This window comes from Ruminococcus sp., assembly GCF_017650195.1.
In the GTDB taxonomy this organism is placed as follows: Bacteria; Bacillota; Clostridia; order Oscillospirales; family Ruminococcaceae; genus Ruminococcus.
In genome coordinates this window covers 1-24,319 of record NZ_JAGCFH010000262.1, presented here as the reverse complement: position 1 = coordinate 24,319, position 24,319 = coordinate 1, and the positions used below count along the sequence as shown (strand labels likewise).

26 protein-coding genes and 1 pseudogene are annotated in these 24,319 nt (G+C 41.9%); 7 read left to right on the top strand and 20 right to left on the bottom strand.

Annotated features, from left to right (window positions below; all coding sequences use genetic code 11):
* Positions 1 to 248: 248 nt before the first annotated feature.
* A complete protein-coding gene (locus J6U00_RS11970; protein WP_296582176.1) occupies positions 249 to 1,208 on the bottom strand; it encodes a glycosyltransferase in 960 nt (319 codons plus the stop codon).
* A gap of 347 nt (positions 1,209 to 1,555) precedes the next feature.
* On the opposite strand from J6U00_RS11970, the gene J6U00_RS11965 reads away from it, so the two are divergent.
* Positions 1,556 to 2,263, top strand: coding sequence for a LytTR family DNA-binding domain-containing protein (locus tag J6U00_RS11965; protein ID WP_296582152.1), 708 nt, complete (start codon positions 1,556 to 1,558; stop codon positions 2,261 to 2,263).
* Entirely contained in the window at positions 2,263 to 3,540 is a 1,278-nt protein-coding gene (locus tag J6U00_RS11960; protein WP_296582150.1) for a sensor histidine kinase, read from the top strand. The genes J6U00_RS11965 and J6U00_RS11960 overlap by 1 nt, the downstream gene beginning before the upstream one ends.
* Positions 3,541 to 3,801: 261 nt before the next feature.
* On the opposite strand, the gene J6U00_RS11955 is transcribed toward J6U00_RS11960, so the two are convergent.
* The 5 genes and pseudogenes from J6U00_RS11955 to J6U00_RS11935 form a co-directional block, all read right to left on the bottom strand.
* Positions 3,802 to 5,313 carry a DUF4173 domain-containing protein gene (locus J6U00_RS11955; RefSeq protein ID WP_296582148.1) on the bottom strand — a complete coding sequence of 504 codons (1,512 nt, stop codon included), beginning with the start codon at positions 5,311 to 5,313 and terminating at the stop codon, positions 3,802 to 3,804.
* Positions 5,314 to 5,326: 13 nt separating this feature from the next.
* A complete protein-coding gene (locus J6U00_RS11950; RefSeq protein ID WP_296582147.1) occupies positions 5,327 to 5,770 on the bottom strand; it encodes a hypothetical protein in 444 nt (147 codons plus the stop codon).
* Between the two features lies 1 nt (position 5,771).
* On the bottom strand, positions 5,772 to 6,068 hold the full coding sequence (locus tag J6U00_RS11945; protein WP_296582145.1) for a hypothetical protein: 297 nt from the start codon (positions 6,066 to 6,068) through the stop codon (positions 5,772 to 5,774).
* Between the two features lie 131 nt (positions 6,069 to 6,199).
* Positions 6,200 to 6,406, bottom strand: a complete 207-nt coding sequence (locus tag J6U00_RS11940; RefSeq protein ID WP_296582143.1) for a helix-turn-helix transcriptional regulator — start codon at positions 6,404 to 6,406, stop codon at positions 6,200 to 6,202.
* Positions 6,407 to 6,420: 14 nt separating this feature from the next.
* A pseudogene (locus tag J6U00_RS11935) lies at positions 6,421 to 6,771 on the bottom strand (DUF2975 domain-containing protein).
* 329 nt (positions 6,772 to 7,100) lie between these two features.
* On the opposite strand from J6U00_RS11935, the gene J6U00_RS11930 reads away from it, so the two are divergent.
* Positions 7,101 to 7,679 (top strand): sigma-70 family RNA polymerase sigma factor, encoded by a 579-nt coding sequence (locus J6U00_RS11930; RefSeq protein WP_296582141.1) that lies wholly within the window; start codon positions 7,101 to 7,103, stop codon positions 7,677 to 7,679.
* Entirely contained in the window at positions 7,676 to 9,088 is a 1,413-nt protein-coding gene (locus J6U00_RS11925) for a hypothetical protein (RefSeq protein WP_296582139.1), read from the top strand. The genes J6U00_RS11930 and J6U00_RS11925 overlap by 4 nt, the downstream gene beginning before the upstream one ends.
* Before the next feature lie 306 nt (positions 9,089 to 9,394).
* Here J6U00_RS11925 and J6U00_RS11920 read toward each other — a convergent pair whose 3' ends face one another.
* Complete coding sequence (locus tag J6U00_RS11920; protein WP_296582137.1) at positions 9,395 to 10,588, bottom strand: glycoside hydrolase family 5 protein; 1,194 nt, start codon at positions 10,586 to 10,588, stop codon at positions 9,395 to 9,397.
* A 240-nt stretch (positions 10,589 to 10,828) separates the two neighbouring features.
* Between J6U00_RS11920 and J6U00_RS11915 the strand changes: the two genes are divergently transcribed.
* Positions 10,829 to 11,932: a metallophosphoesterase gene (locus J6U00_RS11915; RefSeq protein WP_296582135.1), complete on the top strand. Its 1,104-nt coding sequence runs from the start codon at positions 10,829 to 10,831 to the stop codon at positions 11,930 to 11,932.
* A 59-nt stretch (positions 11,933 to 11,991) separates the two neighbouring features.
* On the top strand, positions 11,992 to 12,180 hold the full coding sequence (locus tag J6U00_RS11910; protein WP_296582133.1) for a hypothetical protein: 189 nt from the start codon (positions 11,992 to 11,994) through the stop codon (positions 12,178 to 12,180).
* A 43-nt stretch (positions 12,181 to 12,223) separates the two neighbouring features.
* On the opposite strand, the gene J6U00_RS11905 is transcribed toward J6U00_RS11910, so the two are convergent.
* The 5 genes from J6U00_RS11905 to J6U00_RS11885 all read right to left on the bottom strand — a co-directional run bounded on the left by J6U00_RS11905 (position 12,224) and on the right by J6U00_RS11885 (position 15,166).
* Positions 12,224 to 12,535 (bottom strand): hypothetical protein, encoded by a 312-nt coding sequence (locus J6U00_RS11905; protein WP_296582131.1) that lies wholly within the window; start codon positions 12,533 to 12,535, stop codon positions 12,224 to 12,226.
* 16 nt (positions 12,536 to 12,551) lie between these two features.
* Positions 12,552 to 13,298: an exodeoxyribonuclease III gene (locus J6U00_RS11900; RefSeq protein WP_296582130.1), complete on the bottom strand. Its 747-nt coding sequence runs from the start codon at positions 13,296 to 13,298 to the stop codon at positions 12,552 to 12,554.
* Positions 13,299 to 13,462: 164 nt separating this feature from the next.
* Positions 13,463 to 13,780, bottom strand: a complete 318-nt coding sequence (gene trxA / locus J6U00_RS11895) for a thioredoxin (RefSeq protein WP_296582128.1) — start codon at positions 13,778 to 13,780, stop codon at positions 13,463 to 13,465.
* A 2-nt stretch (positions 13,781 to 13,782) separates the two neighbouring features.
* The gene (locus J6U00_RS11890) at positions 13,783 to 13,986 is read right to left on the bottom strand and encodes a ferredoxin-thioredoxin reductase catalytic domain-containing protein (protein WP_296582126.1); all 204 of its coding nucleotides are present in this window, start codon (positions 13,984 to 13,986) and stop codon (positions 13,783 to 13,785) included.
* Positions 13,987 to 14,008: 22 nt separating this feature from the next.
* Positions 14,009 to 15,166, bottom strand: coding sequence for an FprA family A-type flavoprotein (locus J6U00_RS11885; RefSeq protein WP_296582124.1), 1,158 nt, complete (start codon positions 15,164 to 15,166; stop codon positions 14,009 to 14,011).
* Between the two features lie 203 nt (positions 15,167 to 15,369).
* On the opposite strand from J6U00_RS11885, the gene J6U00_RS11880 reads away from it, so the two are divergent.
* Positions 15,370 to 15,477: a DUF3789 domain-containing protein gene (locus J6U00_RS11880; protein ID WP_296582122.1), complete on the top strand. Its 108-nt coding sequence runs from the start codon at positions 15,370 to 15,372 to the stop codon at positions 15,475 to 15,477.
* 194 nt (positions 15,478 to 15,671) lie between these two features.
* On the opposite strand, the gene J6U00_RS11875 is transcribed toward J6U00_RS11880, so the two are convergent.
* The 8 genes from J6U00_RS11875 to mnmE all read right to left on the bottom strand — a co-directional run bounded on the left by J6U00_RS11875 (position 15,672) and on the right by mnmE (position 24,259).
* Positions 15,672 to 16,109: a DUF3592 domain-containing protein gene (locus tag J6U00_RS11875; RefSeq protein ID WP_296582121.1), complete on the bottom strand. Its 438-nt coding sequence runs from the start codon at positions 16,107 to 16,109 to the stop codon at positions 15,672 to 15,674.
* Positions 16,109 to 17,401 (bottom strand): serine--tRNA ligase, encoded by a 1,293-nt coding sequence (gene serS / locus J6U00_RS11870; protein ID WP_296582118.1) that lies wholly within the window; start codon positions 17,399 to 17,401, stop codon positions 16,109 to 16,111. Before serS ends, J6U00_RS11875 begins: the two co-directional genes overlap by 1 nt.
* 11 nt (positions 17,402 to 17,412) lie before the next feature.
* Positions 17,413 to 18,267 (bottom strand): ParB/RepB/Spo0J family partition protein, encoded by an 855-nt coding sequence (locus tag J6U00_RS11865; protein WP_296582115.1) that lies wholly within the window; start codon positions 18,265 to 18,267, stop codon positions 17,413 to 17,415.
* 17 nt (positions 18,268 to 18,284) lie between these two features.
* On the bottom strand, positions 18,285 to 19,112 hold the full coding sequence (locus tag J6U00_RS11860) for a ParA family protein (RefSeq protein WP_296582113.1): 828 nt from the start codon (positions 19,110 to 19,112) through the stop codon (positions 18,285 to 18,287).
* Between the two features lie 158 nt (positions 19,113 to 19,270).
* Positions 19,271 to 20,086, bottom strand: a complete 816-nt coding sequence (locus tag J6U00_RS11855; protein ID WP_296582111.1) for a ParB/RepB/Spo0J family partition protein — start codon at positions 20,084 to 20,086, stop codon at positions 19,271 to 19,273.
* Between the two features lie 194 nt (positions 20,087 to 20,280).
* Positions 20,281 to 20,985 (bottom strand): 16S rRNA (guanine(527)-N(7))-methyltransferase RsmG, encoded by a 705-nt coding sequence (rsmG, locus tag J6U00_RS11850; protein ID WP_296582109.1) that lies wholly within the window; start codon positions 20,983 to 20,985, stop codon positions 20,281 to 20,283.
* Position 20,986: 1 nt separating this feature from the next.
* Entirely contained in the window at positions 20,987 to 22,864 is a 1,878-nt protein-coding gene (gene mnmG / locus J6U00_RS11845) for a tRNA uridine-5-carboxymethylaminomethyl(34) synthesis enzyme MnmG (RefSeq protein WP_296582107.1), read from the bottom strand.
* A 33-nt stretch (positions 22,865 to 22,897) separates the two neighbouring features.
* Positions 22,898 to 24,259 (bottom strand): tRNA uridine-5-carboxymethylaminomethyl(34) synthesis GTPase MnmE, encoded by a 1,362-nt coding sequence (gene mnmE / locus J6U00_RS11840; RefSeq protein ID WP_296582106.1) that lies wholly within the window; start codon positions 24,257 to 24,259, stop codon positions 22,898 to 22,900.
* Positions 24,260 to 24,319 lie beyond the last annotated feature (60 nt).

Genomic DNA, 24,319 nt, shown 5'->3' with positions numbered 1-24,319 from the left:
CGCCCCTTTAAGCATAGCTTAAAGGGGCGTTTGAGCATTATACAGCCGATCGCATCGTTTTAGATACAGCCGGCCGCGTTTCAGTTATACAAAAAAAGCCCCTCAGCCGGACTTTTCAGCCTGCCAAAGGACATAAGTTAGAGAGGTAAAAGTCTGAGGAAGAGTTCCTCAGACTTTTACTAATGAAGAATACTAACCCCATGAACACAGGGAAGGGAACAGAGGAGGTTGTATTGGGGGGGAAAGCGTCAATTTACATTCGCAAGAGTCTTTTTTCCTGCGGTGCGCTCAAGGTGCTTGTACACCTCAAGCCAGATATTTCTGCTTGGTTCAGCCTTATTCAGGCGTTCTCTGCGAACAGGGTCGAAAAAGCTCCTAAACTGTGTGAGCTCATCGAGGAACCTGTCGTTGTATTTATTAAGCATGGTATCGAGATTGTTTTTCCACTCGCAATAACGTTTGCTGTCGTACTGTTCCTTCTCGTAGAGATGAAGCACCGACACCTGAGGATTGTATACTATCTCAACGCCGTTCTTCATCATTCTGTATCCGAATTCCCAGTCCTCTATCTCCTGTCCCCGGAAATCCTCGTCAAGAGCACCGTAGCGTTTTATACATTCCATAGGGACCGACAGATTTGAGGTCTTGGTAAATATCATTTTGTAATGCACTTTATCAAAATCATAACAGTAAGGCTCAAGCATTTTCAGCCTGATGTCCTTTATATAATAATAGCTCTTCCCCTTTTCCAGTCCGTATTTCTCCGGCTCTGTGAGCCAGTAGCGTATACCGCTGCGGAAAAGCTCATTATTTTCCGGAAAGCCCTTTTCATTGTCCTCAAAGACCTGCTTGGTAAGACCAAACTGAATGACTGGTCTGCCCAGTTTTTTGTAGGTATCATAATGTCCCGAGACAAAGTTTCTGTCGGCTATCTCATCACCGTTTATAAATATGACAAGCTCACCGGAGGCTTTTCTGATCCCAAGATTTCTCGCCTTTCCTATCCTTTCGCCGTACAGAGCCACATACTTTACATTAAGCTTTGACGTGTTCTTAGTGATAAGATCACACAGACTATCCTGCTTACCGTAATTTACAAAGATAAGCTCATAGTCGCTCTTGCTGAAATCCTGGTTCTCAAGTGAATGAAATAGCCGCAATGCTCTTTCTGTCGAAAAAGCATAAGGAATAATTATGCTGCATTTCATGTATCTCACTAAATCTCCTTTTTTTATATCCCCCATCGCGCTCCACGGCGCACCTTCTCACGGAGAAAGTGCATACCTTGCGCAACTATGTTATATTATAATATACTGGCTGGATAAATGCAACTGAAATTCGTAAAGTGTAGAATTTGAGCGTGAAATGCACCTATTGTTCATAATTTATTCATTTTATTATTAGAAATTGTTCAAAACCGATTGACAAACTGTGAATTATATAGTATAATCAAATAGCAATGATATGTCCGAGCAGCTGCATCAGTATGTCCTATCAAAGAATAAACTGTAAACAGCTGCATAATTATTTATGACAGTGAAAGGGGGCACGGTCTGTGAACATAGCTATATGCGACGACGAGCAAAAGTGTATTTCCAAAGTAAGGGAAGACCTGTGCCTGCTCCAGTCACATGAGAACGAATACTCCTTTGATGAATTCAGCAGCGGAAAGGAGCTGCTCGCCGACTTCACAAAGGGTAAGTACGCTATCATCGTACTCGATATTGAAATGCCGGGTCTGAACGGACTTGAGACCGCGGAATTCCTGAGAAATATCGACGATAAGGTGATAATCATATTCCTCACGAGCTACGAAAAATTCGCCTGTCAGGGCTATGCTGTGAGAGCCTTCAGGTATATCCTGAAAAATCAGCCCCGCTCTGTCTATATGAAGCAGCTCGACGATGCTGTGCATGAGTACTACCGGAATACACGGTATATCCTCGCGTCCGACGGAGAAAAGACCGAAAAGCTGTCCACGGACGACGTGCTCTTTATCGAGGTATTTTCCCATAAGCTGCTTATACATTCAAAAAACGGCGACTTCTTCACAAAAGGCACTCTTTCGGAGTGCGAAAAAAAGCTCGCTGACCTCATGTTCGTAAGGCTTGACAAGAGCAGTCTCGTAAATATTGCCAATATTGATTATATCCGCAAAAATGAGCTTATACTGAATAATGGCACAACTCTTTTCGCCAGCCGCAACCATATAAAGAATATAAAACAGTGCTTTATGGATTACAGTAGAAGTAGGTGGAGCTGATGAATAACTCCAATATCATCATAGAAGCTGTGAACTGTATGTGCGACGCCGGCATCATAGCCTTTTTCCTGTATAAAATAATGAAGAACGAATGCCGGTACCCTGCTGTTTTCATGCTACTGCCGATGCTTGGAGGCTTTTTGATCTCCTTCTTGTTCGGTTCCCTAAAGCTATACCCCCAGTGGGTCAAGCTACCTGTAATATTTACAACTATGTTGGTGACCTCTGTTGTAATGTTCAGGAGCAAGCTGCGAAGCATTGTTTTCTACTGTCTTGTGTTCATTGTTATCAAGGTCACCTCTGAGCTCCTCCCCACAGGCGCTCTTAACCTTCTGAATATAGGCACTCCCGAAGCAGAGTTGTGCACTGGCGTTGGACGGTATATAACTATGGCATGCTCAAAAATATTCTGCTTCTGGTTCGCAATATATATCGCCGAATACCTTAAGCCAAAGCAAAGGGACATCCCATTCAAGAACTGGCTCCTGATAATATTCGTACCGCTAGTAAGTCTCGTTTTCCTTGACGGTATATTCATCTCCTACGATCTTGCTCCCCAGAGGACTATCGTATACATTGTATCCGTTTTGGGTATACTGCTTCTGAATATATTTGTATTCGACTTCTTCGATACCTACTCCAACACCATAAAGCTACAGCTCATGGAGCAGAGACTACAGTCCGAGGAAGAGAACTACAGGCTCATCGAAGAAAAGTATACCGAGATACGCCGCTTGAGACACGATATCGGAAATCAGCTCTCGGCTACAAAGATAATGTTCACACAGGGAGAGGACTCTCAGGCAGTAGAACACCTTGACAAGCTCTACTCCTCCCTGAATTCAGCCGGCGGAGTATGCTATACCGGCATATCCTCCATAGACGCTATAGTAAACATGAAATGGGATCATGCCGTTCTGTTGGGTCTGACATTTTCCTGCAAGGTAGTCTTCCCTGACGAGATAAATATCGATGAGCTCCTGCTCTGCCGAATAATCGCAAACCTTCTCGACAATGCTATAGAGGGAGCGGAAAGTTGCTCGTCAAGCGACAAATTCGTATATATATCACTTATACAGAATAACAAGAAACTGCGTATCTGCGTAATGAACTCCTCTGACGAAGTGGATACGGAAAACCTCACCACAAAAAAGAAGGGCTTCGGTCACGGAATAGGCGTTAGCAGCGTCACGGCAGCCGTCAGCCAGCTTGACGGGATACTCTCCTTCAAGTGGGAAAAAGGCATTTTCACAGCCGATATAATGATAGAATACTGAGACAGAAGTTTCTTCTTATATGTTAACAAATTGTGAACTAGCATAACATTTCACGAAAATGTAGCTACATTTCACGCATAAGACTTGATTTGACTGAGCTTATAATATATTATGAGTAGTAGTCTGCTCCGTCTGAAAGCAGACTCATACTCACAGCGGCGGCTGTGAGTACTCCGCTTATATACCACTATACTTCTCTTTATCTATTTCATTAATCTCATATCCGAGAATACCGGACCTGTTTTCAGGTCCGGTATTTATTTACTTCATTTTGCTGCCGAGGATAACTGAGGAGAGGTTATAGTTCCCGAATCTGTCGAAGGGATCGTATTCTTCCGAATACTCACATATAACTTCAGCTGTCAGTGCTCCCTCATTGTATGCTGCAAGCAGTCCGTCAGCGGACATTTCAAGTATGGCGTCCCTGTCAAGCTCTTCAAGGTATCCGGAGTTGTACATAGCTATGTTGTATCTTGCGATGACCGACTCCGGACGGGAGAAGCAGAGCACTGCGAACATGACCACGAATACTGCTGAAAGGCGCTTTGTAAACTTCATATCATACCTGAACTGCTTTATTATTATCAGTACAAATACAAGAGCAAGCAGTACCATGAACCAGCTCGTATATACTCTCAGCTCTGTAAGTCCGTAATTGTAAATATACATCACCATTTTGCTCATAGCCGTAGCAATGAGTATGATAGTGAACACGCTGAGCACGACGCTGTATATTTTAAGAGCCGCCGGCTTCTCCCTGCCTGTCTTCTTTGAGAAGAGGCTTATGCCGCAGAGCACTGCAAGGTTTATCACAGCTACCGCACAGAGCTCAAAGAAGCCCTGCCTTGCATAGTCCGCGTAGGTGTAGCCCTCCGGCAGAGAGCCTGAGAAGGCTGAGAGGAAGTAGTTTGCCTGAGAGATAAAGAACAGCACATAGAGTATGCAAAGGGGCGTTACTGCCGTATACATCACAAGGTTGCTTATGAAGCGCACTCCGTAGAGCTTCTGTATACAGCCCTGCTCCTCAAGGGGCTTTATCTTACTGCGGTGAGCATTTGCGTACAGCATACCGAAAAGATACATGGAAAACGGAACTGCAAAAATCAGCTGTTCTATTATGTCACACATTTCGAGGCTGAATACCTTTTCGTATATGCCGCTGAGGATATTCATAAGACCGTCGTCGGCAGACATGAGCAGAGCCGCTACTACAGCCGTTACCGGCACCGTTATGAGCAGTCCCGTGAGTATATACTTCACATTGGAGCCAGCCCTTGTCTTTGAGAGGCGATCCTGAGTTACAGCCCACTGCTTCCCGAAATGTGAGAAGGGATACTCGAACAGCGCCTTGCACATAGCAAAGGGCAGATAGCGGTCAGTTTCCTTGTTTCCCGCCGAGACCGAATATACTAAATACGCTCCGGCTCCAAGTATAAAGAAGGCATTGAGCTCCTTTATATAATCGTTGGCAGTTATGGAAAACACAAGGCTGAATATGTAGAGAACTGCCCCATGGAGCCTGTTGAAGCGCGTAAAGCTGCACTTTCTCTTTTTCATGTAAACTATTGCCCCGGTAATGACAGCGAACATCAGTCCCGTGGTCAGGAAGCCCATTGCGTTGAATACCACATATCTCATAATGAAGAACGCGGCTGTAAACGCGAATACCGAAAGCACTACCTCTGCTCTTGAGTATTCCGGCTTTTCCTTTTTTAAGGCAACTGCCTGATATTCAGGAACAATCTGTACCTCTCCTAAATAATTATCATTCATTATTGTCTCCTCCTTAATCCCAGTAGGTCAGGGTTATCAGATATTTTCCGTTTTCCAGCGATTCGACACTCAGCTGCTTACTAACATTTTTAGACTTATATTTATACTTATATAATAAGAAGTCTCTGCCTTTGCGGCTTTCGTCAAGTTCCAGTTCAGCATTGACATTTTCTGACATGAACCGCTCATAATCGTCCGTTTCAAGCTTCAGCGTTTCTGTTATCGCAGCAAGTATACTGTTATCGTCATAACGTATCAGCTTAACGCTGTCATCGACCTTTATATCGAATATCTCTTCCATAAGGGCTGTTCTCTTCGCGTTGAAATGTGTAAAATGCTTGTCAAAGTGTTCTTTTATACAGACTCCTGTCACAACTATCAGCGGCAAGCACAGCAGGAGCAGCAGTTCCAGAACGGTACGCTTTATCTCTTTTTTCAGCTCATCACTGATCTTCATATCACACATCTGCTATGAGGAAATAGTCAATACCGTAAAGGAGCAGAGCAATCTGTATCACCCTGTATACTGCCAATACCGTTCCAGCCGCGGTCGGCACAGGCTCGTCCTTATAATAAAGCCGTCGGAAGCCTATAGGCAGTATCGCCGTGATAAAAGCTATAACGCCTCCTATATTGAGCCATTCGCTACCCCCTGCACAGAGCACTGAGCACACGAGGAAATTCATTACACACAGTGCTACATCAAGATTGTATGTACATTTAAGTTCACGCCTTGCTACTACCATCTTTTTCATAAGCTTACCTCCTTAAGTTCACTTACTATAAATATGTATATAGTAAGTATTATACCTGTCACTATGTCCAGAGACCTTCCGGCTCCTGTTTATATTATTATCCCTGTATCATGGCTCCCCTGAAATACTGCTCACTCTCTCCTATACTCCAGTATATCTCCTGGCTGGCAGTCCAACTCTTCGCATATTCTTTCAAGGGTAGAGAAGCGGACAGCCTTTGCCTTGCCTGTTTTGAGTATCGAAAGATTAGCAGTGGTAATACCCACCTTTTCAGCAAGCTCCTGTGAGGACATCTTCCGCTTTGCCATCATAACATCAAGATTTACTATAATCGGCATGGAAAACACCTCCGTTATATAGTAAAGTCGTTTTCCGACTTTATTTCTACTGCCTTTTCAAACACGTTTTTCAACACTCTCATTATAAGTCCGAACATGAGCGCACACATACCGAAGAATACGAATATTTAGCTCCACAGCCCGAATATCATCATCATAGCGCCCACGCCCATACATATCCACGATATTCTCCGCAGGCAATTTGTGTTTTTCTGTATAAATACTTCATTTTTGTTTATGTTCCTGAGGAGTATATTAAGGTTCCATAGCGCCGCCAGGGCAAGTGCGTCACATACATATAAAGTAATGCACATGGGGATGAACATACTACTCCTGTCGAAAACACTGTTTGCTTCAACTGACATTTCATACTCATACCACTCGGCTATAGCCGGTATAAAAAAGGCTACTATTATCGCTGCCATTACCGCAGCTACGGTAAGAATACGCGATAAAATAAGTGATTTATCCTTGTTCCACATAAGTCCGCTCTCCTTTGATATTGTTTTACTGTAACTATAGTATAGCACATAAAATATCATTTGTCAATAGTAAATTATTGTTTTTCAATAATTTCTTTCTGTTTTTCAAAGTGCTTGCGATTTTTCGAAAAAAATGTTAGAATAATATGTCTGAATTAATGGCTGTATTTCGATTATACTTACGAATGCATTCAATAAAGGAGGAGTTCCCGATGACAGAAACTGAACTACGCCTGCTTCTGGCGGAGTCAAAGCAAAAATGTCACAGAGCGATCTTTGATAAATTCTGCAACTATGTATATGCCATCGTTATAAATGTTTTGCGTAACAGCGGTTCCCGCGAGGATATAGAGGACTGTGTAAGCGATATTTTTCTGAAGGTATACAAGAGGCTCGATAAAGATACCGATTTTTCAGGGGATATAAAAGGCTTTATCGGCACGGTATCACGAAATACTGCTATTGACGCTTACCGCAGGCTCAGTCTTCAGAATATTAGAAGCGTATCCTTGGATGACGATGACGAAAAAGAGTTCGGCACAGATGAAAGGCTTGTTGAGAATACCGAGCGGAAGGAACTTGCAGGTATAATAATGAACAAGATAAAAGAACTGGGCGAACCCGATTCCACTATTATAATACAACAATACTATTACAATCGTACCGCGAAGGAGATCTCCCAAAGCGTCTCTATGACAGCCACAGCCGTTCAGAAGCGAAGCAGCCGTGCAAAGCTCAAGCTTAAAGCTCTGCTCGCCGAAGCAGGTATAGGCAAGGAGGGATTGATATGAAAAATCATGATTTTTTCAAGGAGCTGGACGATATGGATATAGAAAAGATCGCTCAGGACTTCCCCGTTCTTACCGACGAGGAAAAGGAGAGAATCTTTGCTATGAGCGAAAGAAAGTATAATATAGAAAGCAACATAAAAACAGATAAAAAGACAAATAAAGACGACGGCGAGGACGGAGTCGTAGTAAGCGGCGTAGAACGCTACAATCGGCCCTTATGGCACAGATACACAAGTATAGCAGCTGCAGCAGTACTCGCTGTAGGCGGCATCACAGGAAGCATGATGCTCTTGAAGAAAAGACCGTCCGTTATTAATACAACAGACCAGTCAACCACAACAATAAATATAAGCAAAACAACAGAAACGGCAACGACCGCCTCTGTCACAGAATCAGAGCTGAGAGAATACAATGAAATCGCAGCTGAGCTTACTGATAAATTAGCACATTATGAAAAAGTACTCTATTATCATGATGTAGACATTGACGAGAATGACGCCTTAACCTTCACTGTTTTCAATTCAAAGCGACCTGATGAAGGCAGTCACGAGGAGACATACTGCCGTGTAACAGACTCGGAGATACAGTCGGGCGATGACCTGAAAAATGCATTGTTTAGCATATTCACCGATGATTTCAAGAATGAGCTTATTAATTCTTCCAGTATATATAATGAAGGAGATATTGAATTATCATCAATGACCACTTTATATTTACAGGAAGATTTTGGAAATGATTTGAGCGAATACGAAAACGGCGATACCATTGACGCCGCAGAACTTGAATACAAGACATGTGGATTCATAACCTACAAAGGCAGCTTATATGCCTGCACAAATAATATGATAAAAGACAAGGACTTCTACAGCGGTGAGCCTGTGGTAAATACAGAGTTTTCCAACTTTACAGACTACTTTAAGGCTTCAAGATTTGCAGCAACTTCGCCATTCAGCAGCTATACTAATGACAGAGTCGGTACAAAGCTGACCTTTAGCATTAAAAATGAAAACGGAGAATGGAAGATAGATGGTATCAAGGAGGGACGCAATGTTGAATCTTTGGCAGCAACTGCTGTTCAGGTATACTTCAATATAGTCTCCGTCTCATATTCTCCCGATGAGCTCGATATAGGCGACGACTGCACACAAGACGGCACTGTAACTGCATTTGGCATTGATAAGATCAGAGATGCCCTCGAAATAATCGCAAATGACGACGATAAAAACTGTAGGATCAAGTGTACGCTCAGAGACATGAATGGCAGGGACTATATCATATTCAATTCAGACATTGAATTCAGCACAGGAACGCCTAACCATGTACATTACCGTAAAGGTTCAGAGGATGAATACTCCAAGTACTTCACATTTTCCAATGTTAATATAACACCAGTATCTGATAATTCCTAAAATCCTTTATCATAACCCCCAAAGCAAGAGCTCCCGAAGGCGGTACATACCGTCTTCGGGAGCTCTTCATTATATTTCACAAACCCAATCCACTAATTTTACGCAAACCATTGAATCTGAAAATATGTTTTTCAATATTCAATAGTTTTGCATTGAATAAAACCTTATTCTGACCCCATTATAGATAGAGCCACAAAAGCTTAAACTTTATTACCTGGGAAACTTTAATAAGAAAAGGCTTCCCATACCAACAGCTGTCCCTAATTACAGGAAGACAAGCCAGTCGAAAGCCCTGAGCTGAACCGATTAACCTGTATACCTGTCGATATATGCGCTTCTTCCCGACATTGGGTCCTTGTTCTTCACTCCGCAGACTATAGCCTCGATAAGCTCTGGCTGAGTCTTGGTAAGCTTTCTGCGGTCAAAAAGACCAAAGCCATTTGGACCATTGTAGCCATTGTCCCAGTAAACGGGAACTATACCATTTTTCGCCGCGGTTCCGGCCAAAAATCCATCATAGTAAGCGCGGTTCTCAGCTATCCTGTCAGGTAACACAGAATGCTCAAATGTCTTGTCTATGCAGCCGAACTCCCCTATCACTACTGGGATACCTTTATCAACGTATCTCTCCCTGAGCATTGAGAGCTGAGCCTTTATATGCTCCTCCTCGCCCCAGTTTGCATCGTTTATGGGATCGGCATTGCTCATTTCTATTATTTCCTGTCCTTTTTCTCCCCACAGGAATATCTTTTTCATATCGTCGCCGCAGTACTCCCACGGGTCGTAGCAGTGAACAGAAAGCATAAGTCTGCCCTCATCTGCTGTATTTCCTCTGTCTTCCGGAAACCTGAAACCATAATTGCCGCAGGTATACTTTATATCGGTATTCCAGCCTGCCACAAGCAACCAACGATGAGTATTGCAACCTCCGGCGCTACGGACAGTATCCACGAATATCTGATCGTAATCGTTTATATTCTCATAGTATTCTGGCACAGGATCATGATATATCCCGTCAAATACTTCGTTCATGCACTCAAATATAAGATGCTCGTCATAGTCTGCAAAGCGGAGAGCTACCTGCCGCCATACAGCCGCAAACTTTTCCTTTACATAGCCCTGATCCTCGCTGTCGCAGAAGAGCCAGCCGCCATTTATGGTATGATAACCGTCGCCGTGCATATTGATTATAACGAACATTCCCCTGTTATAGCAGTAATCAACTACCTCAGCTATACGTCCGAGCCATTCCTCGTTTATCTTATAGCCGTTGCTGTCGTCTATCTTGCTCAGATAGGATATGGGTATTCTCACGGTATCAAAGCCTGCCTCTGAAACAGTATCAACCATTTCCTGCGAAGCCTTTGGATTTCCCCATACTGTCTCGTCGGGAGTCCCATTGAAATTCGCTTCAAGTGTATTGCCGTAATTCCAGCCTGCTCCCATTTTTTCCGCTATCTCCTTAGCGGATATCCTGAGCTCTCCGACCTTAACGCTCATCAGCTGCTCTCCCCCTTTTCACTGACCAAAAATAAGCATACTACCACAAAATCTTACACATATTATAACACAGGTTTCTGCCGATTTCAACAGTATGAACAGCAGAGAAGATTATTTGCAACAAAAAAGCTGTTTTTTTACCCATAGCTTGACATAACTCCAAAAAACTGTTATAGTTATAAAAAGACGTAAAATACAACTTTATGGATATGATACACTACCATATCTCAGGGGGAAACAATGTTCTGGATCTTACTTTTTGTTATACTCATGCTAATGTCGTTAGGCGGCGCATTTTACCTTATAACGCGGTTTCATCGTTTTAGCTTTATTAAAAGGCTTGGCGAAAGGCACAAAAAGCTCTCCTGGCTTGCAAGTATCATTCCTGTAGCCGGTATCGCCTGCCTCAGCTTTATAAATTTTTACAGTGCTATAGTTGTAATACTGCACCTTATAATATTCTGGCTCATAGCCGACCTTATCGCTTGCATATTAAAAAGGGTCACAAAAAAAGAACGCAGGTACAATATTGAGGGCATACTAGTAATACTTTTTACTGCGGTCTATCTGTGCATAGGCTGGTACAACGCTCACCATGTCGTGTGTACACCATATTCCATAAGTACAGATAAAGCCATAGCAGGCGGCAGACTGCGTATTGCCGGCTTTGCCGACTCCCATGTGGGCATAACCCTTGACGGAGACGCTATGGCAAAGGAAATGGCGCGAATACAGGCTGAAAATCCGGATATCGTCGTTATTGCCGGAGATTTTGTGGACGACGACTCAAAACGTGACGATATGATAAAATCCTGTAAGGCTCTTGGAGAGCTGAAAACTACATACGGTATATACTTTGTCAGCGGAAACCACGATAAGGGATATATGGAAGGCTATCGGGATTTTACTCTCGACGAGTTGTATTCCGAGCTTGAAAAAAACAACGTTACCGTCCTTGAAGACAAGGCTGTAATGGTAACGGATAATTTCGCAATAATAGGCAGGCGCGACAAGCATGACGAGTCTCGAAAGACTATAGGCGAGCTTGCAGAGGGTATTTCTCCTGATGTGTACACCCTCGTGTTGGACCACCAGCCAAACGACTATGACAATGAGACTGCGTCAAAGGTTGACCTTGTGTACTCCGGACATACCCATGGCGGTCATATATGGCCCTCCGGATATATCGGTCTGTGGATAAAAGCAAACGATTTCGTATACGGCCATACGGTCCGCGAAAATACAGATTTCATCGTGACTTCAGGTATTTCGGGCTGGGCTATCCCCTTCAAGACAGGCGCTGTTTCCGAGTACAACGTTATCGACATTACAGGTAGGAAGTGATCTTATAAATAATATCACAGTTGCAAACGAGACTATAAAAATAACTGCCGACGGCTCCTATGAAAAGGACGGAAAGCGTGTGGAGCTGCGGAGCTTTCGGCAACAAGCCCGATGAAGTATCGGAGTATTTTAGAAAGGTCATAGCCGACGAGGGCTACGGAAAGCTCTTTGAGCATATCTGCTTTGCCATATATAGTAAAGAGGACGGACGAAATTATCTTTGCTTCAAGAAAACTTTTTCAGAATAAATATTTACGGGCGCACAAAATGCGCCCGTAAAATTTTAAATTGTCATATTATCAAAGGGTTATTACCAGAATATGCTGTTATCTTCGAAAATTCATCCGAACTGAATTTAAATATGACCAGTCCTTCATCATATTCTTCTTCACACTTCTCCACTATCTGAATGGTGAAAGACAAATGATTGTCAACTATTACATCTCTGATGTATTCGGGGATAATATCCTTGTCATTTGCCGAAAGTTTCAGTACTTCCCCACCTTTTAATGCAAATATACGCTTTCTCCAGACATGAGAAATGCTTATTTCCATTGCTATATTACTGATATTATCCGAATATATCCGTTCACGCTCTGTCATTCCTGTCACCGCATGGTCACTCAATAGTCAGCATTACAGGACAGTGATCACTGCCCATTACATCGGTGAGTATCTCCGAATCCTTCACCCGCTCCATAAACCTGTCTGAGACCACAAAATAGTCTATGCGCCAGCCTGCGTTCTTTTCACGGGCTTTGAAGCGGTAAGACCACCATGAGTATGTAACAGTATCGGGATACAGTCTGCGGAATGTATCCGTAAAGCCTGCGCCGAGAAGCTCCGTGAACTTGCCTCTCTCCTCGTCGGAAAAGCCTGCGTTGCCGCGGTTGGTCTTGGGATTTTTCAGGTCTATCTCTTCGTGAGCTACGTTGAGGTCGCCGCAGTAGACAACAGGCTTCTTTTTGTCAAGCTCCGAGAGATAAGCCCTCATATCGTCCTCAAATTCCATTCGGTAGTCGATACGTTTCAGGCCGTCCTGAGCGTTTGGCACATAGCAGCACACGAAGTAAAATTCCTCGTACTCACAGGTGATAACACGACCCTCGTCAAGATGAGTGCCGTTTATGCCGTAGGTGACAGAAATCGGCTCTGTCTTGCTGAATACGGCAGTTCCTGAGTAGCCTTTCTTTACGGCGCTGTGAAAGTATATGTGATAGCCCTCCGGCGTGAAATCCGCCTGATCGGGCTGCATTTTTGTCTCCTGCAAGCAGAATATATCAGCGTCCGCAGCCTTGAAGAAGTCCTCAAAGCCCTTCTGCAAACAAGCGCGGAAGCCGTTGACGTTCCATGATATGAGCTTCATTGTTATACCTCCGGAAAAAATTTCTCCGCAGCCATACCGACTGCGGAGACTTTATATTATTATATCATAAAATTATACAAATGGCAACTTTCGCAGAGATAAACTGCAGCTTTTTATTTATTTGCCACGCTTATAGCACACTTTCATCAGTGAGCTTTTACATATTACAGTTTCAACATTTTTAATATATCTTCTTTCGGGCGAAGTCCGACAGCCTGATTTACTATAGCGCCGTCCTTTACCACCACAAGCAAAGGTATGCTCTCTACCCTGAAAGCTGCTGCAAGCTCCGGCTGATCGTCAACATTGACCTTGCATACCTTAACTTTTCCGTCGTACTCCTCCGCTATCTTCTCAACTACCGGCGCCAGCATCATGCACGGTCCGCACCAGCTCGCCCAGAAGTCGATAAGCACAGGTATACCCTTAAAGTTTCGTACTTCATCGTCGAAGTTGTCCTTTGTTATGATTATCTCACTCATATTTAATCCTCCAGCGATTTGTAATACAGCATACAGTGACAAAAGCCTTCAAAATCTGGGTCTGCTATCTGGTCGCGGAACTCCTTGCACATACACTTGTTTTCGGGAGTTTTCGCCAGTCTGCACGGACAGTAGCCGTCCTTCATTTTCAGGCCCTCTTTTATTCTGTCAACTACTTCCTTGTCGGGATTCAGTGTAATTTTCACGCATGATCCCTCCCCTTCTTTATTATTTCATAAGCTCGTCCGCAAGCGCTTCAATCTCAGCGATATTTGCAGTCTTCACAGATGATTTGAGCGTAACAGTGGTATCAGTGAAGGTAATGTTTTTTGACTTTTCGAACATTGTCTTTATTGTCTTAGCCGCAACAGGAGCCCAACTTCCATTCTCGATGATACCGATAGTGCGGTTCTGATAATTTCTCTCTGTGAGGTCGAGAATGAAATGCTTCATGAACGGGAATATATCAGCATTATAGGTAGTTGTTGCAATGACAAGCTTCCCATAACGAAATGCGTCCTCAACAGACTCAGCCATATCCTCTCTTGCAAGGTCTGCAATAGCGACCTTCGGACAGCCCTTAGCTTCGAGCTTTTCCTTTAGGAGCTCAGCTGCCTTCTTTGTATTGCCGTATACAGAAGTATAGGCAATGAATATACCCTCGGACTCAACACCATAGCTTGACCATGTATTGTAAAGTCCGAGATAGTATCCAAGGTTTTCCTTTAAAACAGGACCGTGTAGAGGGCATATAGTCTGTATGTCAAGTGCTCCAGCCTTTTTCAGTACAGCTTGAACCTGCATACCATACTTTCCAACAATACCGAAATAATAGCGGCGAGCCTCGCAAGCCCAGTCCTCATCAACGTCAAGTGCGCCGAACTTTCCAAAAGCGTCGGCAGAGAAAAGCACCTTATCTGTGCTGTCATAAGTGAACATTACCTCTGGCCAATGTACCATAGGAGCAAATACAAAACTGAGCTCATGCTTTCCGAGAGAGAGCTTGTCCCCTTCCTTAACCTCAAGCTTGTTTGCTATAGTAAGCTCTTCAAAGAAATTTTCTATCATTCCGAAGGTCTTCGCGTTGCCTACAACGGTAGTTTCCGGATACTTACCAAGAAAGTTCTTAAGGTTTGCGGAATGGTCGGGCTCCATGTGCTGAACTATGATATAATCAGGCTTACGATCAGCAAGCACCTCAGTTATATTGTCAAGCCACTGAGCTGTAAATTTTCCGTCTACAGTATCAAATACAGCTATTTTCTCGTCAAAAATGATATATGAATTGTAAGCCATGCCGTTGGGCACGTCGTACTGTCCCTCAAAAAGGTCAATTTCATGATCGTTTACGCCAATATAGTATATATCGTTTGTTATCTTATTCATTGGTAAATACCTCATTTCTTGATTTTATGGGATTATTATACCATAAATAAAGAGCAATGAAAAGTGGCATTTGCAACAAATTTAAGTATTTTTCTTTTATTATGTCTGTATATTGCGAAAATATTCGTGTTCAGCTATGATTATAATAAGAAAAAAAGCGCATAATAATATCAGCTAAAAAAATAAGAAAAAGAGTTGACAGAATGATAAGTTTTATTTTAGGTTCAATGTTCGGAGGAACGATAGGTGTTGTAACGATGTGCCTCTGTACAGCGGCAAAGTGGGGCGACGAACATATAGACAACCGTTAGCTTGTAAAATATACCTTTGACAATCCATAAATTGAGAACTGTGAATAAAGAATTGAAAATGTGGAATATCCATTTTGAAGACTCCTCTTAACAGAAAATTGAATTACCGAGGCCAAGATTATAGTCTAGGTAACTATATGCCTCATTTTCGCCAGAGGGATTCATTAGGCATCCATACAAAAAATCGGTTCTGTTTATACAGGACCGATTTTTGAATATACTTTTATTAAAATTAGAAGTACAATGCCTGCCAGCGCCAGCAATCCAAGTATTGAAAGCAGAATTATAAGTCCGACTTTATCAGGTGTATGGCTTAAAATTGCTTTATCAGGTCTGTCAGGATCAATATATATTTCTGTTTCCTGACCAACCGCAAATATATACTGAAATGAGCCGCCCTCCTGGAATTTATACGTATAATGCTGTCCTTCGTAATAATATTCACACATGTAATAATATATTTTTCTTAATTGTGATGAATGCTGACTACTCGAAACTTTTTTTACTCGTACATCACACTGTGTTATTACAGCATTTACACAGACACTATATTTCTTTATATTGTAATTGTAAAGTGATATACCAATGACAGCAATCAAAACAAGTACAGAGAAATATATTACAAATCCCATTACTTCTTCTCTGGTACCTTAATAATGTCCTTGCGCATATAGGGCTGGAGAGCCTTTGGTATACGTATAGAACCATCCTCGTTAAGGTTATTCTCAAGGAATGCAATTAGCATTCTCGGAGGAGCAACAACTGTATTATTAAGTGTATGTGCAAAGTACTTGCTACCATCCTCAGCCTTTACTCTTATGCCGAGACGTCTTGCCTGTGCATCACCGAGATTTGAACAACTTCCTACCTCAAAGTACTTCTTCTGACGAGGTGACCACGCCTCAACATCAATAGACTTCACCTTAAGGTCTGCAAGATCTCCTGAACAACACTCAAGAGTACGTACAGGTATATCAAGTGTACGGAAAAACTCAACTGTATAGCTGTAGAGCTTATGGAACCAGTCCATAGACTCCTCTGGCTTACATACAACTACCATTTCCTGCTTTTCAAACTGATGTATACGGTATACACCGCGCTCCTCAATGCCGTGAGCTCCAACCTCCTTTCGGAAGCAAGGAGAATAGCTTGTTAGAGTCTTCGGAAGCTCCTCCTCAGGAACTATGGTATCAATGAACTTGCCTATCATAGAGTGCTCGGAGGTACCGATAAGATAAAGATCTTCGCCCTCTATCTTGTACATCATGCCCTCCATTTCAGCGAAGCTCATAACGCCTGTTACAACGTTGCTTCTTATCATGAAAGGTGGAATATAGTAAGTAAAGCCCTTGTCTATCATGAAGTCTCTTGCATATGAGAGTATGCAGCTTTGGAGCTGTGCAATATCTCCGCAGAGATAATAGAAACCATTGCCGCTTGTCTTACGTGCACTGTCGATGTCGATACCGTTCACCTTTTCCATTATATCAACGTGGTAAGGCACTTCAAAATTAGGAACAGCAGGCTCACCGAAGCGTTCTACTTCTACATTCTCTGTATCGTCCTTTCCTATCGGAACTGTCTCGTCGATGATATTCGGAATAACAAGCATTATCTCTTTTATATCTGCTTCGAGCTTTATCTCTAACTGCTCCTTTTCTTCGAGCTCCTTGCCCATTGCGGAAACCTCAGCCTTTATCTTTTCAGCCTCTTCCTTCTGACCATTTTTCATAAGTCCGCCAATCTCTTTGCTCTTTACATTACGTGTGTTTCTGAGATTGTCACAGGCAAGCTTGGTCTCTCTGTACTGCTTGTCCAGTTCGGCTACCTTGTCAACAAGCGCCAGTTTGTCATCCTGAAACTTCTTTTTAATGTTCTCCTTGACCATTTCTGGATTAGTTCTAATAAGCTTAATATCTATCATATTTATTCTCCTTAGTCCTCTTTTGCGAGCTTTTCAGCCAACGCTGCGAGGTCGTTTTTATCATAAAATTCAAGGATAAGCGCTCCTTTGTTCTTTCCGTAGTCTACCTTGACCTTTCTGCCGAGGCGCTCGTTAAGTGAAAGCTCCATTTCCTTAAAATAATTATCAATTTTTTTGTTGGACTTCTCCGTGGAATTATCTTCCTTATGCTCAGTTGACTTCTGTGCTGCTTTTTCAACCTGACGTACTGTCAAGCCGCCGCCGGCAGCCCTGAGAGCCGTTGCAATTAGCATCTCCTCGTCCTCAAATCCCAGCAGAGCTCTTGCATGACCTGCGGAAATATCTCCGGATTTAACCATTTTTAACACTCTGTCAGGAAGAGAAAGTATTCTCACTGCGTTGGCTACTGCCGAACGTGAGCGACCAACCATTTTTGCCACCTTTTCCTGCGTCATGCCGTACTTTTCGATAAGGTCGTTGTATCCAGCAGCTTCTTCAATAGGATTAAGATTCTCACGCTGCAGATTCTCAATTATTGCAATCTGCATAGTTTCAAGATCGCTGAGCTCACGGATATTGACCGGTACCTCGTCAAGTCCTGCCATTCTTGCTGCACGCCATCTTCTCTCGCCTGCTACTATCTGATAGCCGCCTGACTTTATGGGACGTACAAGTATAGGTTGTAACATACCGTGCTCACGTATAGATTCCGCAAGAGTTGTTATAGCCTCGTCACTGAACTCCTTACGGGGCTGATCTCTGTTGGGTTCCAGTTCAGCAGTACGCAGTGTCTTTTTTACTTGCACTTCATTGGCATTATCGCTGAAAAGCGTATCGAGACCCGCGCCTAAACCACCTTTTGCCATAGTTCAAACCTCATTCGTCAAGACGAACGTTTTCCTTTCTTATTTTTTCTGAATGAAAATATCTTTTTCTTTTTCGGAAGCTCCAACGGTTCACCCAACATCTCGTGACATACCAGCTCATAAGCTTCGGATCCTTTTGAGCCCTTGTCATAATACATCACAGGCTTTCCGTGGCTTGGAGCCTCTGAGATACGAACATTTCTGGGCACCTTTGTCTGGAATATTTTGTCAGGAAAATACTTTTCGACTTCCGTAACAACATCGTTAGCAACATTAAGTCTACCGTCGAACATAGTAAATAGTATTCCCTCAATTTCAAGGGCAGGATTATAATTATTTTTAACTATTTTAATAGTGTTTACCAGCTGAGAAAGACCTTCGAGTGCGTAAAATTCTGCAAGCATAGGCACGATAATACTATCACAAGCAACAAGTCCATTAATTGTTATTGTGCCAAGTGCAGGCGGACAGTCAATAAATATGTAATCATATTCATCTTTACAAGTAAGAACCTGCATTTTTAGACGATTAACTCTATTATCATATTCAACAAGTTCAATCTCGCAGCCTGCAAGAGCTTCTGTAGCAGGAACAATTGAAACGTTTTCAAATTCAGTTCTCAGAATTGATTCCTGAATACGAGCCTTGCCTGTTATAACGTCATAAGCCGAAGAAATGACTGACTTCTTTTTTATACCAAAGCCAGTTGTGGTATTTCCCTGCGGGTCTACGTCAATACATAGTACATTGAAGCCTCTTGAACCCAGATATGCTGCAATATTTATAACGGTCGTTGTTTTTCCTACGCCACCCTTCTGGTTGGCAACTGCGATTATCTTGCCCATAATATCTTCCTTTCAAGAATTGGTATTATTATTATAACACTTTTTTCTAGTAATGTAAATATAAAACTAAGATTTTTTTAAATTGTTTCACGTGAAACACTGTAAATATAAATAAAGCACATGAAACATATAAAATGTTTCATGTGAAACAATTGTACTTACCTTTTCTTCTGAATCGGTATTCTTACACGATATTCAATATAGTCCTCATTTTGTATTTTACGAGAATCTGCTGATATTCCAGCGGCCTGCATAGTCTCTACAGCCTTGTTTATCGTGTTAACAAATATTTTTACATTTTGAAATACAACAGAGCGCTTTTTATAGCTTATCTTATTTTGTTTACTGCCAATAAACTCGTCAATTAGACGTTCTGAACGCTCAACGTTAAGGCTACCCTTAATTATTTTATCTAGGATAAACAGTCTATCCTCTATACTTCCAAGCCTAAGAAGCGAACGAGCATGTCGTTCTGTAAGACCATATTGTATGATGAGCGATCTCTCCTTATCACTAAGTCTTAGCAGCCTAAGCTTATTTGCTATGGTACTTTGAGCCTTACCAAGCTTTGAAGCTGCATCCTCCTGCGTCATTCCGTAATGAGAAATAAGATTCTCAATTGCAGAAGCCTCGTCAAAAAAAGAAAGGTCCTGCCTTTGTATATTCTCTACAAGAGAAAGTATAGCAGAATGTCTATCGCTGACTTCATGAACTATACAAGGAACTACAGGAAATCCACACATGATAGCTGCTCTTAATCTACGCTCGCCTGCGATTAGTTCATATTTCGTCCCTTTTTTACGTACAGAAATTGGTTGTAAGATACCATTCTGAGCAATGGATTCAGCAAGAGGAGAAATGTCCTCTTTAAAATCCAAACGTGGCTGATTTGGATTAGGGATTATATCTTCAACGTCTACTTCAACTACCTTATTAATTAGTTTTTCCTTGGTGAAATTCAAAAAACCTGTCATACGATGACCTCCATTTATTATTCAATAATCGACTTATTAACAATTTACTGTCACTAAATATGTTTCATGTCAAAAAAAGCTAACTATGACTATTGAGGATAGTCTAATTATATCACTGCCAGGAAATATTATCCATAAAAAAAATCCGCAGTTTTTCGATAAAACTGCGGATATATAGACACTTTTTTCTTTTATTAAAGTTGTTTCTTTTTAATTTGACTGCTGTTTCTTGGGAATCTTGGCGGAGTCTGCGATATTTTTTTTATTTGTACGATCCTGCGTTTTTCACCGAAAATCTCATATTCAGATAGCATTTCAATTTTACCGCCAAGCAGTCTCACAGCATTTTCGCCATCACTTAGGTCCTCGCTTGGGCCTTTCATAGATATAAAAAAACCGCCTTTTTTAACAAAAGGAATACAATATTCACTTAAAAGCGAAAGATTTGCAACTGCCCTAGCGCAAGAAAAGTCAAATTTTTCGCGATATTCATCTTCCTTTGCAACATCTTCGGCGCGACCGTGTATGAACTCGGCTTCAATGTTAAGTCTATCACACAACTGATTGAGAAACTCAATACGTTTATTTAAGCTGTCAAGCAGTGTAAGTTTTAAGTCGTCTCTCATAAGCTTAAGAGGCACTGAAGGGAATCCTGCACCTGTTCCAACATCAATTATGCTCGAATTCTTCGGTATATCAACATATTTAGAGATAATAATACTGTCTATAAAGTGTTTTCTCAGTATCTCCATTGGATCTAAAATTGCGGTAAGATTCACCTTTTCATTGTATTCAATAAGAAACTGAGCATATGTATCAAGCTTTTTATAAAGCTCCTCATTCAAAACTAAGCCAGCTTCTGTAAATTGTGAGCAACATAATTCATATTCAGGAAGCATATCATTCTCCCTTCTCATGCATAAGCCATACGGCAAGCATAGAAATATCAGCAGGGGAAACACCTGATATTCGCGAAGCCTGACCAATTGAAAGAGGCTTTATGCGATTAAGCTTTTCTACTGCTTCAAGACGAAGACCATAAATATCGCTGTAATCGAGATCTTTTGAAAGTTTTTTAGACTCCATTTTTCTCATCTGTTCTATTTGTACGAGTTGTTTTTGTATATAGCCTTCATATTTTATCTGTAACTCTACTTGTTCTGCTACATAATCTGGGAGATCTGGTCTATCAGGGTCAAACTCCACAAGATCATTATAATAAAGCTGTGGACGCCTTATAAGATCGGACATTTTACAACCTGTAGTAAGTGGGGAAGTACCATGCTCTTCAAGAAAAGCGTTTAGTTCGACAGATGGCGATATATTAAGTTTTGATACACGTTCAATTTCTTCAGCTGTTAGCCTTTCTTTTTCAATTAGAGCATCATATCGTTCTTGTGAGATCAGACCAATTCCATATCCGATTGGTGTTAGCCTCTGATCTGCATTATCTTGCCTTAAAATGAGTCTGTACTCACTTCGTGAGGTCATCATACGGTAAGGGTCGGAACATCCCTTTGTAACTAGATCGTCAATAAGAGTACCTATATAAGAACTAGCTCGGTCTAGAATCATAGGATCTTTTCCCTTTATCTTCAAAGCAGCATTAATACCAGCAACAATTCCCTGCGCAGCTGCCTCTTCATATCCTGAACTTCCATTGAACTGCCCAGCGCCATATAGTCCATCTATATTTTTGAATTCAAGAGTAGGGAGTAGCTGATTCGGATTACAACAGTCATATTCTATTGCATAGGCTGGACGCATTATCTCCACATCTTCCAGTCCATCTATTGTTCTTAGAAAAGCGAGCTGTACATCCTCTGGTAACGACGATGACATTCCCTGTAAATAGTACTCTTCTGTCGTAAGTCCCATTGGTTCCACAAAAAGCTGATGCCGTGGTTTATCTGAAAAACGTACTATCTTGTCCTCAATTGACGGACAGTAACGCGGTCCTACTCCTTCTATTTTTCCAGAGTATAACGGTGATCTGTCAAGGTTTGAGAGAATCACCTCATGTGTTTTACTATTGGTATATGTAATGTAACAGCTTACTTTATTATCAAGTAGGTCTGGATTAGTCTCAAATGAAAACGGAACAATTTTTTCGTCACCGTCCTGTCTTTCCATTATATCAAAATTAATACTTCTCTTGTTAACTCGACAGGGAGTACCTGTCTTAAATCTTCTTATCTCAACACCGTTATCTATAAGACTCTTTGAAAGAAAACTGCTTGGCAAAGCCGAATCTGGACCACTTTCATAAGAGACCTCACCAATATGTATCTTTCCTTTAAGGTAAGTTCCAGTAGCAATTATAACTGCACTGACTTTATATTTGGCTCCTAGTTTTGTTCTTACGCCAGTAATTTTACTATTTTCTACTATAATATCCGATATCTCAGCCTGTTTTACGAAAAGATTCTTTTGCTTTTCACAGACATTTTTCATGTACTTGTGATACTCAACTCTGTCCGCCTGTACTCTTAAGCTGTGAACTGCCGGCCCCTTTCCACGGTTGAGCATACGACTCTGGATAAAGCATTTATCTGCTGCCTTGCCCATTTCTCCGCCTAATGCGTCTATTTCACGAACAAGATGTCCTTTTGCTGTACCACCTATCGAAGGATTACACGGCATATTTGCAATCTGATCAAGAGATATAGTAAACATTACTGTTTTACAACCAAGTCTCGCAGCAGCAAGAGCTGCCTCGACTCCGGCATGGCCGGCACCGACTACTGCGACATCAAATTCGCCCATTTCGTAGTTCAATAATTTCACTCCTTTTTTGTTTCACATGAAACATTACTTTCCGACGCAGAAGCGTGAAAACACTTCATCTACAACTGTGTCCGTAATTTTTTCACCCGTAAGCATTAGCAACGACTGCTCAGCTTCATCTATAAGTACATTCACTGCATCCAACATTTCACCGATTTCAAGTGATGAAATAGCATTCTCTATACCTTCAAGAGCAATGTCTATACACTTTTTCTGCCTTTCATTTGCAGCAGTAACAGTATCAAAATCAGCTTCGTTGAGCTTTAAAACTGTCTGTATCTTATCGTAAAGTGCGTCAATACCTGTATTTTCTTTCGCAGAAATATATACAATATGTTGAATTTTTTCTTTCAGTAGGGAAGTATCCAGCTGCTGTCCAACATCATTTTTATTAATGACTGCTATTGTTTTGTTTTTGTTTATTTTATTAATTAAATATGTATCGTCCACGGTCAGAGGACAGCTTCCGTCAAACACTGCAATCACAAGTTCGGATGAGGATATCATTTTCTCAGCCATTTCGACACCGATCCCCTCAATGATATCATTAGTATCATGGATACCGGCAGTATCCGAAAGTCTCAATGTAATGTCGCCTATACGAACTGACTCTTCAATTATATCCCTCGTAGTCCCAGCAATCTCCGTAACAATACTTCTCTCGCAGCCGCTCAAGCAGTTGAAAAGGGTAGACTTGCCGACATTAGGACGACCAATTATTGCCGTCGCAACTCCCTCTCGGAGTATCCTTCCGCTGTCGTAATTTTTTACGAGTGAACATAACTCATCATGAACCATTTTTAACTCGGCAGTAAGTACCTCTGGACGAATCTCCGGAATATCCTCATCGGGATAGTCAGCCCACGCCGCAAGGTCACCGAGTATCTTCATAAGCTTGTCTGAGCATTTCTTTGCCTTTTTAAAGGCAGCACCCTCACGAAGACTTTCAGCCATTTTCAGCTCCCGCTCGCCTTTTGCGGAGATTATATCCATGACAGCCTCTGCTTGAGTGAGGTCAATCTTTCCATTAAGATATGCCCTTTTCGTGAACTCTCCGCCCTCAGCGTTTACGGCTCCTTTTTTCAAAATAGCACGAAGTATCTTTTTAGTTACGTACAGTCCGCCGTGGCACGATATCTCCGCTATATCCTCACCAGTGTAGCTGTGAGGAGCTCGGAACACAGTGAGTATACAGTCGTCTATTCTCTCGTCGCCGTCATGAGCGATACCATAAGAGCAGGTATACCCTTCCATTTCCGAAACCTTTTTACCACCGTAAGGGGAGAACACCTTCTCCGCTGTACTTATGGCTTCATCTCCGGAAATTCGTATAACAGCTATACCTCCCATAGCGTTCGGAGTTGAAATAGCGGCTATCGTTGACATATAATCACTCCTAAAAAAACAACGGCATAATGCCGTTGTTTCAGATATTCAAAATCAAAG

Coding starts and splice junctions, on each gene's coding strand:
- J6U00_RS11900 (WP_296582130.1), bottom strand. CDS start 13,298: ATGAAGCTCATATCATGGAACGTCAACGGCTTCCGCGCTTGTTTGCAG.
- J6U00_RS11880 (WP_296582122.1), top strand. CDS start 15,370: ATGATAAGTTTTATTTTAGGTTCAATGTTCGGAGGAACGATAGGTGTT.
- J6U00_RS11875 (WP_296582121.1), bottom strand. CDS start 16,109: ATGGGATTTGTAATATATTTCTCTGTACTTGTTTTGATTGCTGTCATT.
- J6U00_RS11970 (WP_296582176.1), bottom strand. CDS start 1,208: ATGAAATGCAGCATAATTATTCCTTATGCTTTTTCGACAGAAAGAGCA.
- J6U00_RS11860 (WP_296582113.1), bottom strand. CDS start 19,112: ATGGGCAAGATAATCGCAGTTGCCAACCAGAAGGGTGGCGTAGGAAAA.
- trxA (WP_296582128.1), bottom strand. CDS start 13,780: ATGAGTGAGATAATCATAACAAAGGACAACTTCGACGATGAAGTACGA.
- rsmG (WP_296582109.1), bottom strand. CDS start 20,985: ATGCTTCCTGAATATGAATTATGTTGCTCACAATTTACAGAAGCTGGC.
- J6U00_RS11960 (WP_296582150.1), top strand. CDS start 2,263: ATGAATAACTCCAATATCATCATAGAAGCTGTGAACTGTATGTGCGAC.
- J6U00_RS11920 (WP_296582137.1), bottom strand. CDS start 10,588: ATGAGCGTTAAGGTCGGAGAGCTCAGGATATCCGCTAAGGAGATAGCG.
- mnmE (WP_296582106.1), bottom strand. CDS start 24,259: ATGTCAACGATAGCCGCTATTTCAACTCCGAACGCTATGGGAGGTATA.
- J6U00_RS11955 (WP_296582148.1), bottom strand. CDS start 5,313: ATGAATGATAATTATTTAGGAGAGGTACAGATTGTTCCTGAATATCAG.
- J6U00_RS11915 (WP_296582135.1), top strand. CDS start 10,829: ATGTTCTGGATCTTACTTTTTGTTATACTCATGCTAATGTCGTTAGGC.
- serS (WP_296582118.1), bottom strand. CDS start 17,401: ATGATAGATATTAAGCTTATTAGAACTAATCCAGAAATGGTCAAGGAG.
- J6U00_RS11865 (WP_296582115.1), bottom strand. CDS start 18,267: ATGGCAAAAGGTGGTTTAGGCGCGGGTCTCGATACGCTTTTCAGCGAT.
- J6U00_RS11925 (WP_296582139.1), top strand. CDS start 7,676: ATGAAAAATCATGATTTTTTCAAGGAGCTGGACGATATGGATATAGAA.
- J6U00_RS11950 (WP_296582147.1), bottom strand. CDS start 5,770: ATGAAGATCAGTGATGAGCTGAAAAAAGAGATAAAGCGTACCGTTCTG.
- J6U00_RS11855 (WP_296582111.1), bottom strand. CDS start 20,086: ATGACAGGTTTTTTGAATTTCACCAAGGAAAAACTAATTAATAAGGTA.
- J6U00_RS11930 (WP_296582141.1), top strand. CDS start 7,101: ATGACAGAAACTGAACTACGCCTGCTTCTGGCGGAGTCAAAGCAAAAA.
- J6U00_RS11945 (WP_296582145.1), bottom strand. CDS start 6,068: ATGAAAAAGATGGTAGTAGCAAGGCGTGAACTTAAATGTACATACAAT.
- J6U00_RS11940 (WP_296582143.1), bottom strand. CDS start 6,406: ATGCCGATTATAGTAAATCTTGATGTTATGATGGCAAAGCGGAAGATG.
- J6U00_RS11905 (WP_296582131.1), bottom strand. CDS start 12,535: ATGACAGAGCGTGAACGGATATATTCGGATAATATCAGTAATATAGCA.
- J6U00_RS11885 (WP_296582124.1), bottom strand. CDS start 15,166: ATGAATAAGATAACAAACGATATATACTATATTGGCGTAAACGATCAT.
- J6U00_RS11910 (WP_296582133.1), top strand. CDS start 11,992: ATGAAAAGGACGGAAAGCGTGTGGAGCTGCGGAGCTTTCGGCAACAAG.